The sequence below is a fragment of the Methylobacterium sp. GXS13 genome (assembly GCF_001455965.1).
In the GTDB taxonomy this organism is placed as follows: Bacteria; Pseudomonadota; Alphaproteobacteria; order Rhizobiales; family Beijerinckiaceae; genus Methylobacterium.
The window spans coordinates 17,303-33,792 of the sequence record NZ_LKKO01000059.1 but is presented as its reverse complement, the minus strand read 5'-3'; the positions used below and the strand labels follow the sequence as shown (position 1 = coordinate 33,792).

Genomic DNA, 16,490 nt, shown 5'->3' with positions numbered 1-16,490 from the left:
GAGCCTAGGCGGGCCCGGACGGTGCTGCGCCGTGCCGGCACGAAGCGGCCCAGCACGGCGGACGACGCTCTTGCGGTCATCGATCGCGCCGGTGACGCCGGAATCGCCGCCCCGGAAATCATGGTGCAGCTCCGCCGGGACGCCCCCTGCGGGGCGCCCGAGGTCGCCGGCGTGTACGGCGCGTCGCCGCCGGCAGCCCGCGCCAGGCCGCGATCGCGTCGCGGCGGCGGCGGCACCCGCGGCGGCTACGATTTGGACGACGATATCCCGTTCTAGGGTTTCTCGGGATTTTTCAGACCCGCCGTCTCGTGCGGCGGGTTTTTTTTTTGGATTTCAAGATTAGAACCCGCGGCGAACCGATCCCATGGGCTGATCCTCACGGTGCTCGGGCGCAAAAGCCACAAGCATTCAGCAGCCAAGGAGGACTGGTGTCGTGCTGCGCAAGCTCGGCTCCATTTTAGCGTTGGTTTTCGGAGTTGCGACCTGTTTCGTGATTTACAGCCTAATTGCGGGCGAGCTTGCCACTCTGCCGCCCGATAATGCCAAGCTGATCCTTGATACCGAGCGGCATACTTATGCGAGTATCCCGTGCGCCGTCCGTGGGCAGACTGATCGCGAGCTTATTGTTGATCGCGCCGCCTTAGCGAACCCGGACAGCTTTTTGGAGCTTCCATCCTTCGCGAACGAAGGCACGATGGGTCAAATTCGGGAAGAGAAGCGCAGCGGCGTTCTCTGGAAACGCGATACGACGTGTGAAGCGAATGGAGGCTTCGACGTTCGATGGCGGCTCTACCAAACCGAGCCGAAGCCTCGCTGGACACTAGACGGTGATTGGCGCTGGTAAGGCGCCAACGTTGAGGGGGGTGTAGGTCGCGGGTGATTACGAAGCGGTGCTGGCCGCTCGCCATACAACGTAGTCGGGCGAAGTAGCTTTCATCCTGATTGGTGTTGGCACCGTCAGCCGAGTCAGCCTCGCTGCGATTGATGCAGCCCCTGTCGTCATTGCGAGCGCAGCGAAGCAACCCAGGGAAACGCCACGTCCGGAGATCGCGCGCCGCACTGGGTTGCTTCGCTGCGCTCGCAATGACGGTGACCGACGGGGCTCGATCTGCGGCGCTCACGGCATCGGCGTGCCGCCCGTGGCCGGTCCCGCGCCCCCGCCCTCACGGCCGATGCCACGACAGCGCCACGCCGATTCCCTCGATGGGGATGCGCGGCTTGCTGGCCGCGACGAAGACCACGAGGTCCTTGCCCGGGTTGATGACCAGCACGCTGTTGAAGCCGTCGGTCCCGCCGATCATCAGCCCGGCAGCTCGGGCATGCCGGAGGTGAAGGCGACGAGCTGCAGCGGCGTGATCTGCGCCGTGCAGGAGCGCAGGCGCCGGTTCGGCAGAGAGGCCGGGATCGGGGCGTCCGCAACCGACCAGCCGGTCTTTTCGAATATTGATATTTTTCGGTTGACCCGAGCAACCGATATGGATCTATTGCCTTCGACACTGTATATCCGCCCTGTTGGGCATTTCGCTCCGACAGTCAAAAGATCCGGCTCGCCCGAACATTGATCAGCAGCTCCGCCGTGCGATCAAGATACTGACAAAAAGGGGAAATAAACCGGCGCTGGCACAAGTCTTTGATCTCGGAAACAAATCTTCGGCATGGGTTGCTTGCATCCGACAGGTGCGGCCAGCCTATGCCCATGATCGGAGCGTGCCAGCGTCGATAGTTTCATCGGATCCGGGAGCCGGAAGATGTCAGATCTTTATGCGATCGTCGATTGCATCACCGAGGCCGAAAACCACATCCGACAGGCGGAAGCGCTTCTGAAAGAGCTCGAAGAGGCCCAATCCAGCGAGGCCCGGCGCTTGCGGGCCTGCATGTATATCGCCGCGATGAAGCGGCTGAAGCGCATCATCGAGACCCATCATACCGCGGAGGCGGTCGAATACGCCGCGCAGCCGGCGGCCATCCCGGCGGGCCCGCCGCGGTTCCGCTGGTGGCCCGTTCCGAAACGGGCGATCGAGACCGGGTTCTTCCGGCGCCGGACCGGTTGAGGCTCCGGGGATCCGGCCGGTTGGATCGGGATGGACCGTCAGGCGCGCGACCATGCCCAAGCGATTGCTGTTTTTCTGCCTTCCGATCCTGGCCCTGATCGTTTTCCTGCCGACGCGGCCCGTCATCGGCCGGGACGAGCGCGTCCCGGTCCATCAGGCGGTCGAGATCGAGACCCTGGTCAACGCGGCCGCCGAGACGATCGAGAGCAAGGGCCGGACGGCGTTTCCGGAGTTCCGGCGCAAGAACAGCCCCTGGCGCTACGGCGACGTCTACCTGTTCATCGTCGACATGCAGGGGATCGTGCTGTTCAACGCCGCTCATCCGAACCGCGAGGGCCGGGACCTGCTCCAGGAGCACGATGCGGCCGGCAAGCAGTTCCACAAGGACTTCATCGGCGTCGTGCGGGAGTCCGGCTCCGGCTGGGTCGATTATATGTTCCCGCGGCCCCGGCGCAGCACGCCGGAGGTGAAGTGGAGCTACGTCTGCGGGACCAGTGTCGACGGCACCCCCGCGCTGGTGGGCGCGGGGGTCTACGTAGAGTGAGGCGGGCGCCTCACAGCATCGGCATGCCGCCGGTGACCGGCACCAGGGCGCCCGACATGAAGCTGCCCTCGCGGGAGGCGAGGAGCACGTAGGCCGGGGCCAGCTCGGCGGGCTGGCCGGCGCGGCCCGGCGGGGTCTGGGCGCCGAGCTCTTCCAGCTCCTCGGGGCTCTTCACGATCGGCTGGATCGGGGTCCAGACCGGGCCGGGCGCCACGCAATTCACCCGGATGCCCTTGGGGGCGAGCAGGTTCGACAGCCCGATGGTGAGGCTGGCGATGGCGCCCTTGGTGGCGGCGTAGATCAGCATGTTCGGGCCCGCGACCTTGGCCTGCACGCTGGTCGAGTTCACGATCGCGCCGCCCGGCTTCATGTGCGGCACGGCGGCCTGGGCGAGGTAGTACATCGCGAAGACGTTGGCCCGGAACGAGCCCTCGATATCGGTGGCCGTCAGGTCCTCGAGACCCTCGTTGACCACCTGGGCGGCGGCGTTGTTGACCAGGATATCGAGCCGCCCGAACGCGGCCATGGTGCGGTCCACGAGCGTCCGGCACTGGACCTCGTCGCGGATATCGCCCGGCAGGAGCAGGCAGCGGCGGCCGGCTTTTTCCACCCAGGCCTTGGTGTCCTCGGCATCCTCCTGCTCGACCTCGAGATAGGAGATCGCCACATCGGCCCCCTCGCGGGCATAGGCGATCGCCACGGCCCGGCCGATGCCGGAATCGCCGCCCGTGATCAGGGCCGCCTGACCGGCGAGCAGGCCCTTGCCGACGTAGCTCTCTTCGCCGTGGTCGGGCCGCGGCGTCATCTTCGAGGTGAGGCCCGGCCGCTCCTGCTGCTGGTCGCCGGGAAACGGCGGCCGGGGTCCGGCCTCGCGGGGATCGTCGGTCATCGAGGCGGCTTTCTGAGAGGCGGGGCACGCCGCGCCGGTCAGCACGCGCGTGGACGCGCCGTCTTCATCCTCGGCCCGAGCGGGACGGGAATGGAGATCGGCTCGCCTGGACTCGAAGGTCGGTGGAGCGGGACTTCAGAATGCCCGGTCGCGGGCGGCGTGCGGGCTGCCGTAGCGGCGGTGCAGGAAAGAGACGACCTTCGGCAGAAGAAGGGCAATCAGGATCTTGCGCATGGGGCGGGCTCACATCGCGGGTTCGTGAACCGCCAATGCGCCGTGGTCACGGCAGTTCCGTGCGACCGAATCACAGCTCGAGCGTCAACGTCACAGGGGCGTGGTCGGAGGGCCGCTCCCAGCCGCGGGCGTCGCGCAGGACCTCGACCGAGCGGACCGTGCCGGCGAGATCCGGCGAGACCCAGGCATGGTCCAGGCGCCGGCCCTTGTTGGCCGCCGACCAGTCCGGGGAGCGGTAGCTCCACCAGGTGTAGATCTTCTCCGGCTCCGGGACGAGGTGGCGGGCCGTGTCGATCCAGCCGGCCTCCCCGCGCAGGGTTTCCAGGGCCTCGGTCTCGATGGGCGTGTGGCTCACCACGTCGAGGAGCTGCTTATGCGACCAGACATCGTGCTCCAGCGGCGCGACGTTGAGGTCCCCCACCAGGATCGCCGGGCCGGCGGCGCGCTTGCCGCCCCAGGCACGCAGCTCGGCCAAAAAATCGAGCTTGTGGGCGAATTTCGGATTGAGGTCGCGGTCGGGCACGTCGCCGCCGGCCGGGACGTAGAAATCGTGCAGCGCGATTCCCGACGCCGCCCCGGCCTCGGGCCCGAGCACCGCCGAGATATGCCGGGCGTCCTGCTTCTCGCAGAAGCCCATCACGCCGCGGGTGTGCAGGGGGAAGCGCGACAGGATCGCGACGCCGTTATAGCCCTTCTGGCCGGCGAACATGACGTGCTCGTAGCCGGAGCCGCGCAGGGCTTTGAGCGGGAAGGCGTCGTCCGGGCACTTGGTCTCCTGGAGGCAGAGCACGTCCGGCTTGTGCTCGGCCAGGACGCGCAGGACCAGGTCGATGCGCAGCCGCACCGAGTTGATGTTCCAGGTGGTGACGGACAGGCGCACGGGCGGGGTCTCGGGTTGGGGCGGACGGATTGACAGAGCGGGCGCGGCGACAAGCGCCACGCTTTTCCCCTCCCCCCTGCGGGGAGGGGTCAGGGGTGGGGGTGGTGCAGGATCGAGCCTAACGGTGCCTTCTGCACCACCCCCACCTCCAACTCCTCCCCGCAAGGGGGAGGAGGGCGCGTCGCGCCTTGCGGGGGCCTTCCGTGGACCTCGCAGCGTCCGGCGAGCGGATGCCCCCGCTGATCGCTCAGTTGGGCTGCGATTGCTGGATCTGCTGCTGCATCGCCTTGTCCTCGGCGCGCCCGTAATTGATGAAGAACAGGCTGCCGTCGACGGTCTTGGGCCGCTGCAGGTTCGAGAGCTGCACCGTGGTGATGTAGCCCTGCGGGTCGGTGATCCGCCACTGCGACAGGGTCTTCATCTCGGCATCGAAGAACAGCTGGATCTTCGAGGTGCCGCCGAGCGTCGCCCGGTCCTCCAGGCTGATGCGCACGCCGCCCGGATCGTTGGACACGTCGGTGACGGTGAGGTCGCGGGCGAGGTCGATCTTCTCGCGCAGCAGGAATTTCAGCGGCGTCTGGGCGATGAAGTAGAGGTCCTGGGTGGCGAGCTTGCGGTCGCGCACCGCCACGGAGGTGCCGTCGGCCACCACCTCCAGCGGCGAGGGCTGGTCGTAGTCGAAGCGCAGGCGGCCGGGCTTGGCGAGCGTCAGCTTGCCGCCGATCCGGCGGCCGTCCGCGCCGATCTGCATGAAATTGCCCGTCAGGGTGTTCATGGCGTTGAAATAGGCGTTGGCCTGGGCCAGCAGCGTCGCGGCGTCCGCGGGCTCGGACGGGGCGACCGCCGAGGGCGAGCCCACAGCGGCGACCTTGGGCTCGGTGGCCTTGTGATCGGCCTTGTCGGAATTCTTGGCACCGGACTTGAGGCTGCCGGTCTTCGGCGCGTCCTTGGCGGCCGAATCCTTGGCGGCGGGCTTGGCCGCCGGCTTCTTGGGCGCGGGCGCAGGGGGCGCCGGGGCGGCCTCCGGCTCCGGCGCCGGCTCGTCCTTGCGGCCGAACAGGCTGTCGATGAACGCGCCGACCTGCGCCTGCGCCGGGGCGGCGGGGGCGAGCCACAGCCCGGCAGCGATCAGGGAGCCGGCGGTGCGGGTGCGGCGGCCGATCATCGGCAGAACCTCCTGGACGCCCGGGCGGGCGCTCCGGCAGAAACGGGAATGGACGGGGCTGTCAGCGTCGAGCGCTTTAGAGCCCCGCCCTGTGGCGAAGATGCGACGTGCGGGCCGCGCCCCATCGGATCGCGGCCGGGTCTCGGCCTCACTCGTCGTCGTACATCCCGCTCGAGGCGTGCGGCGCGCCGGCGACCAGGATGTCGCGCTTGCCGGCATGGTTGGCCGGGCCGACGATGCCCTCGATCTCCATCCGCTCCATGATCGAGGCGGCGCGGTTGTAGCCGATCTGCAGCCGGCGCTGGATGTAGCTGGTCGAGGCCTTCTGGTCGCGCAGCACCACCTCGATCGCCTGCTTGTACAGGTCGTCCGACTCGCCCCCGGTCGCCGCCGCAAAGGCGCCGATGTCGAAGACCGGGGCCTCCTCGTCGGAGTCCTCGGAGCGCTCGACCTTCTCGGCCTTGGCGCCGCGACCGGACTTGCCCTCCTTGGCCGGCTCCTCGGGGGTGTCGTCGGTGGTGACGGCGTCGAGGTAGCTCGGCCGGCCCTGGCGCTTGAGGTGGGCGACCACGCTCTCGACCTCGCTGTCCGAGCAGAACGGCCCGTGCACCCGGGTCGTGCGCCCGCCGCCGGCCATGAACAGCATGTCGCCCTGACCGAGCAACTGCTCCGCGCCCATCTCGCCGAGGATGGTCCGCGAGTCGATCTTGCTGGTGACCTGGAAGGAGATCCGGGTCGGGAAGTTCGCCTTGATCGTGCCGGTGATCACGTCCACCGACGGGCGCTGCGTCGCCATGATCAGGTGGATGCCGGCCGCCCGCGCCATCTGGGCGAGCCGCTGGATCGCGCCCTCGATGTCCTTGCCGGCCACCATCATCAGGTCGGCCATCTCGTCGACCACGATCACGATGTAGGGCAGCGCCGACAGGTCCATCGCCTCCTGCTCGAACACCGCCTCGCCGGTCTCGCGGTTGAAACCGGTCTGGACCGTGCGGGTGATGACCTCGCCGCGCTCGCGGGCCTCCTTCATCCGGCCGTTGTAGCCGTCGATGTTGCGCACCGCGATCTTGGCCATCTTCTTGTAGCGCTCCTCCATCTCGCGCACCGCCCATTTGAGGGCGATCACCGCCTTCTTCGGGTCGGTCACGACGGGAGAGAGCAGATGCGGGATGCCGTCATAGACCGACAGCTCCAGCATCTTGGGATCGACCATGATCAGGCGGCACTCTTCCGGCTTGAGGCGGTAGAGCAGCGACAGGATCATGGTGTTGATCGCCACCGACTTGCCCGAGCCGGTGGTGCCGGCGACCAAGAGGTGCGGCATGCGGGCGAGGTCGGCGATGATCGGCTCGCCGCCGATGTTCTTGCCCAGGCACAAGGCGAGCTTGTGCTTGCTCTCGTAGAAGTCCGGCACCGAGAGCAGCTCCCGGAGATAGACCGTCTCGCGGGTCTCGTTCGGCAATTCGATGCCGATGACGTTGCGGCCGGGGACGACGGCGACGCGGGCCGAGACCGCCGACATCGAGCGGGCGATGTCGTCCGATAGGCCGATGACGCGGCTGGACTTGGTGCCGGGGGCCGGCTCCAGCTCGTAGAGGGTCACGACCGGGCCGGGGCGCACCGCCAGGATGTCGCCGCGCACGCCGAAATCCTGCACCGTCTGCTGGAGGTTGAGGGCGTTCTGCTCCAGCACGTCCGCGTCGACTTCCTCGGTGCCGTTCTCGTCCGGCAGGGCAAGCAGGCCGAGGGAGGGCAGCTCGTAATCGGCGTTCTCGACGCTGGCGATCTCCAGATGGCGGCCGGCCGGGATCAGGTGCGCCCGGGGGGCGACCATCGGCAGGACGGGGGCGGCGGGCACCTCGACCGGCTGGGCGGCGGGCGTCTCCACCGGCTCCGGCGCGGGAGCCGCCTCGAGGGCGGGTTCCGCGAAAGCCGGCGCGTCCTGCACGGGCTCGGGCTCCGCCGGGGCGGGCTCGGGCTGCGGCGCCAGCTTGCCGCGCAGCAGCACCGTGCGCGGGGTCATCGGGATCACCACCCGGTCGGCCTCCGGGACGGACCTGACCGGATCGGCTCCCATCGGGATCGCCGCGTCCGCCAGGGGCTGAAGCGCGGACATCGCCTCGACCATGAGCTCGGGCGCGGCCGGCAGCACCGGCGCGGGCATGCTCGGCTGGCCTGCGGCGCGGATCGCCGCCCGGGCCGCCATGGCGCAGAGCGCGGGGGCGCGGCGGGGCGCCTCGGTGACGGACGTCGCGGGGACCGACGACTCGGTCTCGGCGCTGCCGGGGCCGAAGACCAGCGCGAGGGCGGGCTTGGCCGGCAGGAACGCGTCGCGGATCGCGGCGCTCTCCTCGGCCTGTAGCTCGGCCTGCTGGCCGTTATCCTGCCCGTCGGCGGGGCGCGGCGGCTGGTCGAACCGCACGAGCCGGTCGAGGACGTAGACGGGACGCGGAGGCTGCGCGTTCATCCCACCGTGCGTCTGCTCAGCGGCGGGCTCGACCGCCGGCAGGTCGGCGACGGCCTCGGCCGCCGCGATCACCGGAGCGGCGGCGAGCGCCGCCTCGAGGCCGACATGGGCGGGCTGGGACCCCAGGGCGGCCCAGGCCTCCACGGACGACCAGTCGCCGGCATTCCAGTCGCTGCCGTCGAACCAGGGCTGGACCTCGGACCAGTCGGGCAGGTCGGACCAGTCGCGGGCGGGCGCCTCAGCCGGAGCCTCGGCCGAAGCCTCGGCACCAGCCGGCTCCGGCTCCGACACCGCGACGGCGGCGATCGCCGCCGTGGAGGCGGACAGCTCGACGCTCGGCCGCACCGGGCGGCGGTCCGGCGTGCGGAAGTAGCGGACGCCGGGGGGCGCCACGAAGGGCTGGCGCCACAACGGCACCACCGCGCCGTCCTCCGCGATCTCGGTCTGCGCGGCCTCGGGCATGGCGGCCGCCGCTTCGAGTCGCGCCTGCTCGGCCCGCTCTCGGGCCTCCTGCTCGCGGGCCTCCTGCTCGCGGGCGGCCCGCTCGGTCTCGACGGCCTGCGCCGCCGCCTGCGCCTCGGCACGGGCGCGCTCCAGGGCGACGCGCTCGGCCTCCAGGGCGCGCTGGCGGCGTTCCTGCAGGACCGAATCCGGGGTGCGGGTCCAGCGCGCAGCCGGGGCGGCGGCTGCCTGCATCGGAGCCGTGGGCATCGAATCCTCGGGGGCGATCGAGGCCGGCCGGCGCGGCTGGCGCACCAGCACGCCCGGCGTCGAGGCGCTGCGGTCGATCCGGCTCTCGAAGCGCGGCTCGTCCATGACGTCGAGGCTCGCGCGGTCGTCGAACACCTGGGCCGGCCAGACATGCTCGGGTGGCGCCGAGGCGCTGGCGCGCGGGCCGCGCTCGACGCCATCGCGTCCGACCATCGCGGCCGGCGCGGTGAGCCAGCTCGGCTCCGTCCGGCGGCCGGGAATGCCGTAGCCCGGGCGGGCGGGCAGCCCGGCCGGGGTGCCGGACAGGCGCCGGGTCAGGCTCGCCCGCAAGGCCATCAGCCGATGCGCCAAGGCGCCGAGCGACAGGCCCGAACGGTCGCCGCCGCGGACGGGGCGGGCAGGGTCACGATGAGAGTACGGAGGCCGTCCCGATGCGCGCATGGGTTCTCGAACGATACTCGAAACAGGGATCCGCCGGTGGCCGGCGGGCTGCCCCGAGTTAGGCCGTTTGTCGTTAACGGAGGCTTTTCAGGGGGCCCCGGGCCGGAAACCACGTTGGGATTTTTGGCCTGTTTGCTGGTGCGCGCGGGGGCCATTCCAAGACCGTCATGGCGAGCAGGGCGAAGCAACCCAGGGCCGCGCGCGCGTCCCACGAGGTGGCGAATCCCCGGGGTTGCTTCGCTCCCCTCGCAATGACGGTTGAGGGATGTGCTTCGCCGGAGCGTGACCGCGCACCATATGATACCGGCAGCCACCCCTCACCCGGACAGGCGCCCGTGACCCAGCCGTCATCCCCCTCCTCTGCCGATCCGGCGCGCTTCCGGTCGCTGTACCGGCACGGCTTCGCCCGGGTGGCGGCCTGCACCGGGCGCAGCCATCCCGGGGATCCCGACCGCAACGCCGATTCGGTGCTCGCCCTCGCCCGGACCTGCCACGAGGCGGGGGCGGCGCTCGCGGTCTTCACCGAGCTCGGGCTCTCGGCCTACGCGATCGAGGATCTGCTGCTCCAGCAGACCCTGCTCGACGCGGTCGAGGCCGCCGCCGCCCGGATGGTCGCCGAATCGGCCGCCCTGCGTCCCCTGCTGCTGGTCGGCGCGCCCCTGCGCTGGCGCCACCGGATCTACAATTGCGCCCTGGCGATCCAGGGCGGGCGGCTGCTCGGGGTGATCCCGAAAACCTTCCTGCCGAACTACCGGGAATTCTACGAGAAGCGCCACTTCGCCTCCGGGGCCGGGATCGTGGGCGAGACCATCCAGGTCGCCGGGATCGAGGCGCCGTTCGGCACCGACCTGCTGTTTCCCGCCGAGGACCTGCCTGGCCTCGTCGTCGGGGTCGAGATCTGCGAGGACCTGTGGGTGCCGGAATCGCCCGGCATGCGGGCGGCGCTCGCAGGCGCGACGGTGCTGGCCAACCTCTCGGGCAGCCCGATCACGGTCGGCCGGGCCGAATCGCGGGCGCTGCTGTCCCGGGCGGCCTCGATGCGGGGCGCCTGCGCCTATGTCTATGCCGCCGCTGGCCAGGGTGAATCGACCACCGACCTGTCCTGGGACGGGCAGACCAGCATCGACGAGCTCGGCGTCCGGCTGGCCGAGGGCCAGCGCTTCCCCACCGGCCCGGTGGCGACGCTCGCCGACATCGACCTCGACCTGATCGCGCAGGACCGTCTCCAGGCCGGCAGCTTCGACGACAACGTGCCGGGCAGCCCCCTCCCCTACCGGCGGATCGGTTTCCGGCTCGATCCGCCGGCCGGCGATCTCGGCTTGATCCGGCGGATCGAGCGCTTCCCGTTCGTGCCCGCCGACCCGTCCCGGCTCGCCCAGGATTGCTACGAGGCCTACAACATCCAGGTCGCCGGGCTCGCCCAGCGGCTGGAGGCCACCGGCACCCGCAAGGCGGTGATCGGCGTCTCCGGCGGGCTCGATTCGACCCACGCGCTGATCGTGATCGCCAAGGCGTTCGACCGCCTGGGTTACCCGCGCTCCGACATCCTGGCCTACACGCTGCCGGGCTTCGCCACCTCGGACGCCACCAAGGCCAACGCCCACGCGCTGATGCGGGCGCTCGGCTGCACGGGCGCCGAGATCGACATCCGCCCGGCGGCCCGGCAGATGCTCGCCGATATGGGCCACCCGTTCGCGAAGGGAGAGCCGGTCTACGACGTGACCTTCGAGAACGTGCAGGCGGGCCTGCGCACCGATTACCTGTTCCGCCTGGCCAACCAGGCGGGCGGGCTGGTGATCGGCACCGGCGACCTCTCGGAGCTGGCGCTCGGCTGGTGCACCTACGGCGTCGGCGACCAGATGAGCCATTACGCGGTCAATACCGGCGTGCCCAAGACCCTCATCCAGCACCTGATCCGCTGGGTGATCGGCCACCGCGAGGTCGGCGCGGACGCGAACCACATCCTCCAGGCGATCCTCGACACCGAGATCTCCCCCGAGCTGGTGCCGGCGGACCAGGACAAGAGCCCGCAGAGCACGGAGGCCGTGATCGGCCCCTACGCTCTCCAGGACTTCAACCTGTTCTATACGCTGCGCTACGGGTTCCGGCCGTCGAAGATCGCGTTCCTGGCGCTGCACGCCTGGGGCGACATCGCGCGCGGCCACTGGGCGCCGGACTTCCCCGAGGCCAAGCGGGTCGCCTACGACCTGCCCGAGATCCGGCGCTGGCTCGGCGTGTTCCTCAACCGGTTCTTCGGCTTCAGCCAGTTCAAACGCTCGGCCCTGCCCAACGGCCCGAAAGTCTCGGCCGGGGGCTCGCTGTCGCCCCGGGGCGACTGGCGGGCGCCGTCGGACGGATCGGCGCGGATCTGGATCGCGGAGCTGACCCGAAACGTCCCCGAAACTTGACCGTCACAAACTCGACCGATTGTGCCATTATCAGCACGGTCAAGCCGAATCCAACCGATGCAAAATCTGGTATTGGAGGTGTTCGGCAGTCGGGGCGGCCAAGCGGAGGGACTCCGATGCGAAGCTACAACCTGTTCCAGCTCAAGAGCGTGGAAGGCCTTTGCTGCGCGGTGCCCGAGGCCAGCACCGTCCCGCCGTTCATCGGCGCCGGCCGCTGGACCTTCGGGGGTAAGCTCGACGGCGCCAGCCGGCAGCCCCTGGATTTCGACGACCGGGCCGCCGACACCGCCGTGCGCTTCAACGGCTTCTACCTGTTCCAGACGATGGACCGACGCTTTATCGGGTGAATAGCCGCCAGTACGGTATCGCGGCCAGAAATCCTTAAGAGCTGGCTGGCAGACTGGTCCGCATGACGGATCATCGCAGAGAGACGCGGCAGAGGGTGTTCCTCAAGGGCCGCATCGTGTTCAACAACGGCTCGTCGAGCTTCGACTGCCTGGTCCGCGACCTGTCGGGCTCCGGCGCCGGGCTGGTCCTGAGCGATGCGACGACCCTGCCGCAGGTGTTCGACCTTTATATCCCGCAGAAGGACCGGACCTACCGGGCCAGCCTGTGCTGGCGCCGGGAGGACGGGATCGGCGTCGTGTTCGAGGAACCGGTCCGTGCGGCTCCGGCCGCGATCGATACCGAGACCGCACTGCGGCACCGGATCGCCGAACTGGAGGCCGAGAACGCCGCCCTGCGCCGGTTGCTGGCCGGCATGGCCCAATCCAGCGCGGCCTGAGCGCAGGCCAGGCTGAGGTTTCCGAAGGATAGGCCCTTCGGCGGCGTCTCCGCGCAGGGCTCCGATGGAGCGGGCCGTGGCTTATCGCTGGGCTTCGAGCGCCGCGCGGATCCGCGCGGCGTGGTCGGCCAGGACCGCGTTGTCGGCCATCCCGCCCTCGTGGCGCTTCAGTGGCACGCCCTCGCGCCGGGGGATGATGTGGACGTGCAGGTGGAACACGGTCTGCCCGCCCGCCGGCTCGTTGAACTGAAAGACCGTCAGCCCCTCGGCCTGGAACGCCGTCTTCACGGCTCGGGCGACCGTCTGGACGCGCGCGATCAGCGCCACCAGGGCGGCGGGATCCGCATCGAGCAAGCCGCGGGACGGCGCCTTCGGAATCACCAGGGTATGCCCCTCGCCCTGGGGCATCACATCCATGAAGGCCAGGGTGTCCGCGTCCTCGTAGACGCGGTGGCACGGGATCTCGCCCCGCAGGATCTTGGCGAAGATGTTGTCGGGGTCGTACTGCGCGTCGGCCATGCGTCCTCCGGGTTTTCCTGACACGTCGCAGCTTGCACGGGGCACGCCCGTGCGTCCACACGGGAACCGAGGCCGCACGGCAACGCTTGGGTCGCGGCGAGCAGGGAGGCCGGGATGGCGCACGAGAGCACGGGGGCGATCTACGCGGCGGCGGGGGCCAACCTCGCCATCGCGGCGGCGAAGTTCGTCGGTGGGGCGCTGACCGGTTCGACCGCGATGCTCGCCGAGGGCGTGCACTCGGTGGTCGACACGGCCAACCAAGTGCTGCTGCTGGTCGGCATGAAGCGGGGGAAGAAGCCCGCCGATACCCGCCATCCGTTCGGCTACGGGCGCGAGATCTACTTCTACGCCTTCGTGGTCGCGCTGATGATCTTCCTGGGCGGCGGCCTGTTCGCGGTCTACGAAGGCATCGAGCGGATCCGCCACCCCTCGCCGGACGCGGACGCCCATATCTTCGGGTACACGCTGCCGGGGATCTGGGTGAACGTCGCGATCCTGGGCTTCGCCATCGCGGCCGAGGGCTTCTCCTGGGTCGTGGCGATGCGCCAGTTCTGGGCCGAGAAGGGCCAGAGCTCGGCGATGCGGGCGATCCGGCGCAGCAAGGATCCGACCCTGTTCACGATCCTGGCCGAGGACACCGCCGCCCTGATCGGCCTGCTGATCGCCTTCACGGGCGTGGTCCTGGCGCATTGGCTGGAGATGCCGAGCCTCGACGGCTGGGCCTCGGTGGGGATCGGCCTCGTGCTCGTCGGCATGGCGGTGTTCCTGATGATCGAGACCCACGGCCTGCTGATCGGCGAGGCGGCCGACCCCGCCGTGGTGGCGGCGATCTCCGAGCTCGTGCGCGCCGAGCCCGGCGTGCTGCACCTCAACGAGGTCCTGACCCAGCATCTCGGGCCCAGCGACATCCTGGTGAATGTCAGCATCGACATGGCTGACGATCTCAGCGCCGGCGAGGTCGAGAGCCTCGTGACCCGCCTCGACCGGGCGCTGAAGCAGCGCAATCCGGACGTCACCCGGGTCTTCATCGAGATCCAGCCCCAGGCCGACCACGCGGTCCGGGCGGCGGCGTGACGCGAGGCTGCGCGCTCGGCAGCACCCTCTGCGCGCACGCACCGAAGCAACGGAGCCCCTGAAGCCGGCGGCTCGGCTCCGCCCACCCGCTTGGGCGATGCCAGGCGACGGAACCGGAGGTCGGATCACGTCGCCACGGCGGCAGCTATGCGCCCGATCGGGCCGCCGTTCAGAGGGCTGGAACGCGGCTCCGCAGCCGGCCTCGACGGGCTGCGATCGACCATTCGCTTGCGGGCGGCTTTCGGAATAGCGATTATATACCTCGCGCACCACTGACAATCTGTGGTAGGCCAGCCTTTGTCACCGTAAAAACTACGGGGCTCTAGGGAGAGCCGAATGTCAGTGAAAGTAACGCGAGGAATCTCCTCAACGGTTCTGGCAACGATCAATGGCGGGAAAATATACGAAGGAATAAGCTCTAATCAAATTGCTAAGGCTGACGCGACAAAAGTATTTAAAGGAATAAGCTCGACTCAAATCCTAGGCGTAAATGGCGGCATAATCACGCAGGGGATAGGCTCTACGCAAATCGCGTCAATAAAAGGCGACAAGGTTTTTAGAGGTATCAGCTCAACACAAATTGCTCATATTTCGAGCGGCAAGGTATATGAAGGAATTAGCTCTACTCAGATAGCCGCTTTCAGTGGCGGTTATAGCCAGTCTGAATTAGCCGCAATCCTTCACTTGGTTTTGGGCGTGTTCTGAACATCGTGGCCGGGGGCAGAGTCGAATGCGCCCGGCCTATGCTGACCAATCGTTTTTACAGCCGCCTCAAACCGCGCTTCCGACTCTTCACCGCAACCGGCCTCCCGCGCCAGTTCTTTGAATCGACGGCGTTGTTCCTCAGGCGTCAGCTTCTCGGCGCCGAGCTTGGTTGATTTGGGCTTGGTGTGTGTGTCTATCGGCATAGCACCGCTACCCTTGTGCTTGGCCTTGAACCGGATTTACGCCCTGCTCTTCAAGACCGTCGAAAAGCGAGGGCGTTGAAGGTGGCGGCGGCGGAGGAGATGGTGGATGGCAAATTGTAAGTTTATTGCCGTCCGAACGATCAAGGACGCCACTTAGATTAAGAAGATCCGCTCTATCGAACGTATGAAGTTCGTCCAAATCATTCAAAAGTGCAGTCGCTACATGAATAGCATCCTGCGGCTTGCCAATATCAGGAAACGCACGCAGAAGCCTTCTGGCAGCTGTTCCTACGTCGGCATCGACTTGAACAATCTGAACAAAATCTTTCTCGATATAATCCTCAAAATCCTTATCTTTCTCCGCCTCAAGCGAGGTGCTACCGCCATCTATGCGACGCTTGTAAACCTCAGCCAAGGTGAACGCGGAAGTCCAAATTTCCACCTTCCCCTCTTCGGCAAGTTCGATGGTATGCTTGCACGCGTCAAAACGCCCTGTCTCTTTTTTAATAAGAGCAATCCAGGCGCAAGCATCCCAATAGTACTTAGGTTTGCTTGGCAAGACTGCCCTCCCGCAGCAAATCGAGATATTCCGCTGTGCTCAGCCCGCCTGTAAAGTCCAAGTCATACAAGGCGCCTAGATTGGCTTTATTGCTCTTAATGCGTTCAATACTGCTTGCGACTACTTGATAAATTCGGCCGTCTCTATCATAGCGGATGCGGCCCTTCACACGGATACGTTGCTTATTCCAAACATCATTGTAATCAGCTTCCGCCGCAATCTTATCTCTTGTTTCCTCATCTATTCTGCACCAAATCACATTTCGGGTCTTGCGATCTAAGATGCGAATGGCGGGCTGGTTGTAATGAAACCCGACGTCAAGGAAGTAGCCCTCGATAGTACCCCTCTCTTCACGGGGTCGCCCAAACCTCAAATCGACTTGTGCTAGAACGTTGTCTTTAACGGCGAGATTATGAATAGCAGCTTCAGCAAACCGAGGAGTAACGATGATCGGAGTTGTATCGTCAAAAAGACGGATTTCGGTGGATCCGACGCCGTTGAGATTTCGCTTTAAAAGTGCCTTAAGTACTTCGGCTTGCTTGCCACTCTTAAATCGGTCAGGAATGTCGCCCCTGCCAACAGCGGCCAAATTTCTTACAAAATCCGCCTTCTGTGTTTTTGCAATAACGGTTATATCTACGTCAGGGACTAGGCTGACAGCCTCGCCTTGCGCGGTAAACGGCGAATTCGTGCTCGCATAACTAAGTCGCCAAGCAAACTGATCTTGCTTGTCCTCATCTGGCGACAGAAGGTCAAACAGATCCAGCACCTGCCGCATCGCGTCCTGAACTGTCAGGACGTCGGGATGCGCGCCAGATGCGCGAACCGTTATGGTGACCTTCTCAGCCACGTGGCG

General features: G+C 67.4%; 16 protein-coding genes and 2 pseudogenes. 9 read left to right on the top strand and 9 right to left on the bottom strand.

Annotated elements, in window-relative coordinates; translation table 11 throughout:
• Positions 1 to 276, top strand: a pseudogene (locus AO398_RS21055) (hypothetical protein); the annotation flags it as partial.
• A gap of 157 nt (positions 277 to 433) precedes the next feature.
• A complete protein-coding gene (locus AO398_RS28845; protein WP_160329344.1) occupies positions 434 to 844 on the top strand; it encodes a hypothetical protein in 411 nt (136 codons plus the stop codon).
• 46 nt (positions 845 to 890) lie between these two features.
• Here the strand turns inward: AO398_RS28845 and AO398_RS29470 are convergent.
• Positions 891 to 986: pseudogene (locus AO398_RS29470) on the bottom strand (IS1595 family transposase); the annotation flags it as partial.
• Positions 987 to 1,163: 177 nt separating this feature from the next.
• Positions 1,164 to 1,301: a hypothetical protein gene (locus AO398_RS28840; protein ID WP_160329343.1), complete on the bottom strand. Its 138-nt coding sequence runs from the start codon at positions 1,299 to 1,301 to the stop codon at positions 1,164 to 1,166.
• A 447-nt stretch (positions 1,302 to 1,748) separates the two neighbouring features.
• On the opposite strand from AO398_RS28840, the gene AO398_RS21050 reads away from it, so the two are divergent.
• Both AO398_RS21050 and AO398_RS21045 read left to right on the top strand, forming a co-directional pair.
• Positions 1,749 to 2,051 carry a hypothetical protein gene (locus AO398_RS21050; protein WP_058194146.1) on the top strand — a complete coding sequence of 101 codons (303 nt, stop codon included), beginning with the start codon at positions 1,749 to 1,751 and terminating at the stop codon, positions 2,049 to 2,051.
• A 52-nt stretch (positions 2,052 to 2,103) separates the two neighbouring features.
• The gene (locus AO398_RS21045) at positions 2,104 to 2,595 is read left to right on the top strand and encodes a cache domain-containing protein (RefSeq protein ID WP_058194145.1); all 492 of its coding nucleotides are present in this window, start codon (positions 2,104 to 2,106) and stop codon (positions 2,593 to 2,595) included.
• A 10-nt stretch (positions 2,596 to 2,605) separates the two neighbouring features.
• Here the strand turns inward: AO398_RS21045 and AO398_RS21040 are convergent, their stop codons facing one another.
• From AO398_RS21040 to AO398_RS21025, 4 genes are all read right to left on the bottom strand, one after another.
• A complete protein-coding gene (locus tag AO398_RS21040) occupies positions 2,606 to 3,484 on the bottom strand; it encodes an SDR family oxidoreductase (protein WP_058194152.1) in 879 nt (292 codons plus the stop codon).
• A gap of 304 nt (positions 3,485 to 3,788) precedes the next feature.
• Complete coding sequence (xth, locus tag AO398_RS21035; RefSeq protein ID WP_058194144.1) at positions 3,789 to 4,598, bottom strand: exodeoxyribonuclease III; 810 nt, start codon at positions 4,596 to 4,598, stop codon at positions 3,789 to 3,791.
• 247 nt (positions 4,599 to 4,845) lie between these two features.
• On the bottom strand, positions 4,846 to 5,763 hold the full coding sequence (locus tag AO398_RS21030) for an outer-membrane lipoprotein carrier protein LolA (RefSeq protein WP_058194143.1): 918 nt from the start codon (positions 5,761 to 5,763) through the stop codon (positions 4,846 to 4,848).
• 148 nt (positions 5,764 to 5,911) lie between these two features.
• On the bottom strand, positions 5,912 to 9,382 hold the full coding sequence (locus AO398_RS21025) for a DNA translocase FtsK (RefSeq protein WP_058194142.1): 3,471 nt from the start codon (positions 9,380 to 9,382) through the stop codon (positions 5,912 to 5,914).
• A gap of 335 nt (positions 9,383 to 9,717) precedes the next feature.
• Here AO398_RS21025 and AO398_RS21020 point away from each other — a divergent pair, with 335 nt between their 5' ends.
• The 3 genes from AO398_RS21020 to AO398_RS21010 all read left to right on the top strand — a co-directional run bounded on the left by AO398_RS21020 (position 9,718) and on the right by AO398_RS21010 (position 12,574).
• Entirely contained in the window at positions 9,718 to 11,790 is a 2,073-nt protein-coding gene (locus AO398_RS21020; RefSeq protein WP_058194141.1) for an NAD(+) synthase, read from the top strand.
• Between the two features lie 116 nt (positions 11,791 to 11,906).
• Positions 11,907 to 12,137 (top strand): hypothetical protein, encoded by a 231-nt coding sequence (locus tag AO398_RS21015; RefSeq protein WP_058194140.1) that lies wholly within the window; start codon positions 11,907 to 11,909, stop codon positions 12,135 to 12,137.
• A gap of 62 nt (positions 12,138 to 12,199) precedes the next feature.
• Positions 12,200 to 12,574 carry a PilZ domain-containing protein gene (locus tag AO398_RS21010; protein WP_058194139.1) on the top strand — a complete coding sequence of 125 codons (375 nt, stop codon included), beginning with the start codon at positions 12,200 to 12,202 and terminating at the stop codon, positions 12,572 to 12,574.
• 81 nt (positions 12,575 to 12,655) lie between these two features.
• Here AO398_RS21010 and AO398_RS21005 read toward each other — a convergent pair whose 3' ends face one another.
• Positions 12,656 to 13,093, bottom strand: coding sequence for an HIT family protein (locus AO398_RS21005; RefSeq protein WP_058194138.1), 438 nt, complete (start codon positions 13,091 to 13,093; stop codon positions 12,656 to 12,658).
• Between the two features lie 114 nt (positions 13,094 to 13,207).
• On the opposite strand from AO398_RS21005, the gene AO398_RS21000 reads away from it, so the two are divergent.
• The gene (locus AO398_RS21000; RefSeq protein ID WP_058194137.1) at positions 13,208 to 14,167 is read left to right on the top strand and encodes a cation diffusion facilitator family transporter; all 960 of its coding nucleotides are present in this window, start codon (positions 13,208 to 13,210) and stop codon (positions 14,165 to 14,167) included.
• Positions 14,168 to 14,503: 336 nt separating this feature from the next.
• Positions 14,504 to 14,872, top strand: coding sequence for a hypothetical protein (locus tag AO398_RS28470; RefSeq protein ID WP_152997589.1), 369 nt, complete (start codon positions 14,504 to 14,506; stop codon positions 14,870 to 14,872).
• Between the two features lie 210 nt (positions 14,873 to 15,082).
• On the opposite strand, the gene AO398_RS27685 is transcribed toward AO398_RS28470, so the two are convergent.
• Positions 15,083 to 15,634, bottom strand: coding sequence for a type II toxin-antitoxin system VapC family toxin (locus AO398_RS27685; RefSeq protein ID WP_160329342.1), 552 nt, complete (start codon positions 15,632 to 15,634; stop codon positions 15,083 to 15,085).
• Positions 15,618 to 16,484 (bottom strand): hypothetical protein, encoded by an 867-nt coding sequence (locus AO398_RS28465; protein ID WP_152997588.1) that lies wholly within the window; start codon positions 16,482 to 16,484, stop codon positions 15,618 to 15,620. The genes AO398_RS27685 and AO398_RS28465 overlap by 17 nt, the downstream gene beginning before the upstream one ends.
• Positions 16,485 to 16,490 lie beyond the last annotated feature (6 nt).

Excerpts from the sequence above, each read along its gene's own strand:
- AO398_RS28840 (WP_160329343.1), bottom strand. The coding sequence starts at position 1,301 with ATGATCGGCGGGACCGACGGCTTCAACAGCGTGCTGGTCATCAACCCG.
- AO398_RS21050 (WP_058194146.1), top strand. The coding sequence starts at position 1,749 with ATGTCAGATCTTTATGCGATCGTCGATTGCATCACCGAGGCCGAAAAC.
- AO398_RS21045 (WP_058194145.1), top strand. The coding sequence starts at position 2,104 with ATGCCCAAGCGATTGCTGTTTTTCTGCCTTCCGATCCTGGCCCTGATC.
- AO398_RS21040 (WP_058194152.1), bottom strand. The coding sequence starts at position 3,484 with ATGACCGACGATCCCCGCGAGGCCGGACCCCGGCCGCCGTTTCCCGGC.
- AO398_RS21030 (WP_058194143.1), bottom strand. The coding sequence starts at position 5,763 with ATGATCGGCCGCCGCACCCGCACCGCCGGCTCCCTGATCGCTGCCGGG.
- AO398_RS21025 (WP_058194142.1), bottom strand. The coding sequence starts at position 9,382 with ATGCGCGCATCGGGACGGCCTCCGTACTCTCATCGTGACCCTGCCCGC.
- AO398_RS21015 (WP_058194140.1), top strand. The coding sequence starts at position 11,907 with ATGCGAAGCTACAACCTGTTCCAGCTCAAGAGCGTGGAAGGCCTTTGC.
- AO398_RS21010 (WP_058194139.1), top strand. The coding sequence starts at position 12,200 with ATGACGGATCATCGCAGAGAGACGCGGCAGAGGGTGTTCCTCAAGGGC.
- AO398_RS21005 (WP_058194138.1), bottom strand. The coding sequence starts at position 13,093 with ATGGCCGACGCGCAGTACGACCCCGACAACATCTTCGCCAAGATCCTG.
- AO398_RS21000 (WP_058194137.1), top strand. The coding sequence starts at position 13,208 with ATGGCGCACGAGAGCACGGGGGCGATCTACGCGGCGGCGGGGGCCAAC.
- AO398_RS28470 (WP_152997589.1), top strand. The coding sequence starts at position 14,504 with ATGTCAGTGAAAGTAACGCGAGGAATCTCCTCAACGGTTCTGGCAACG.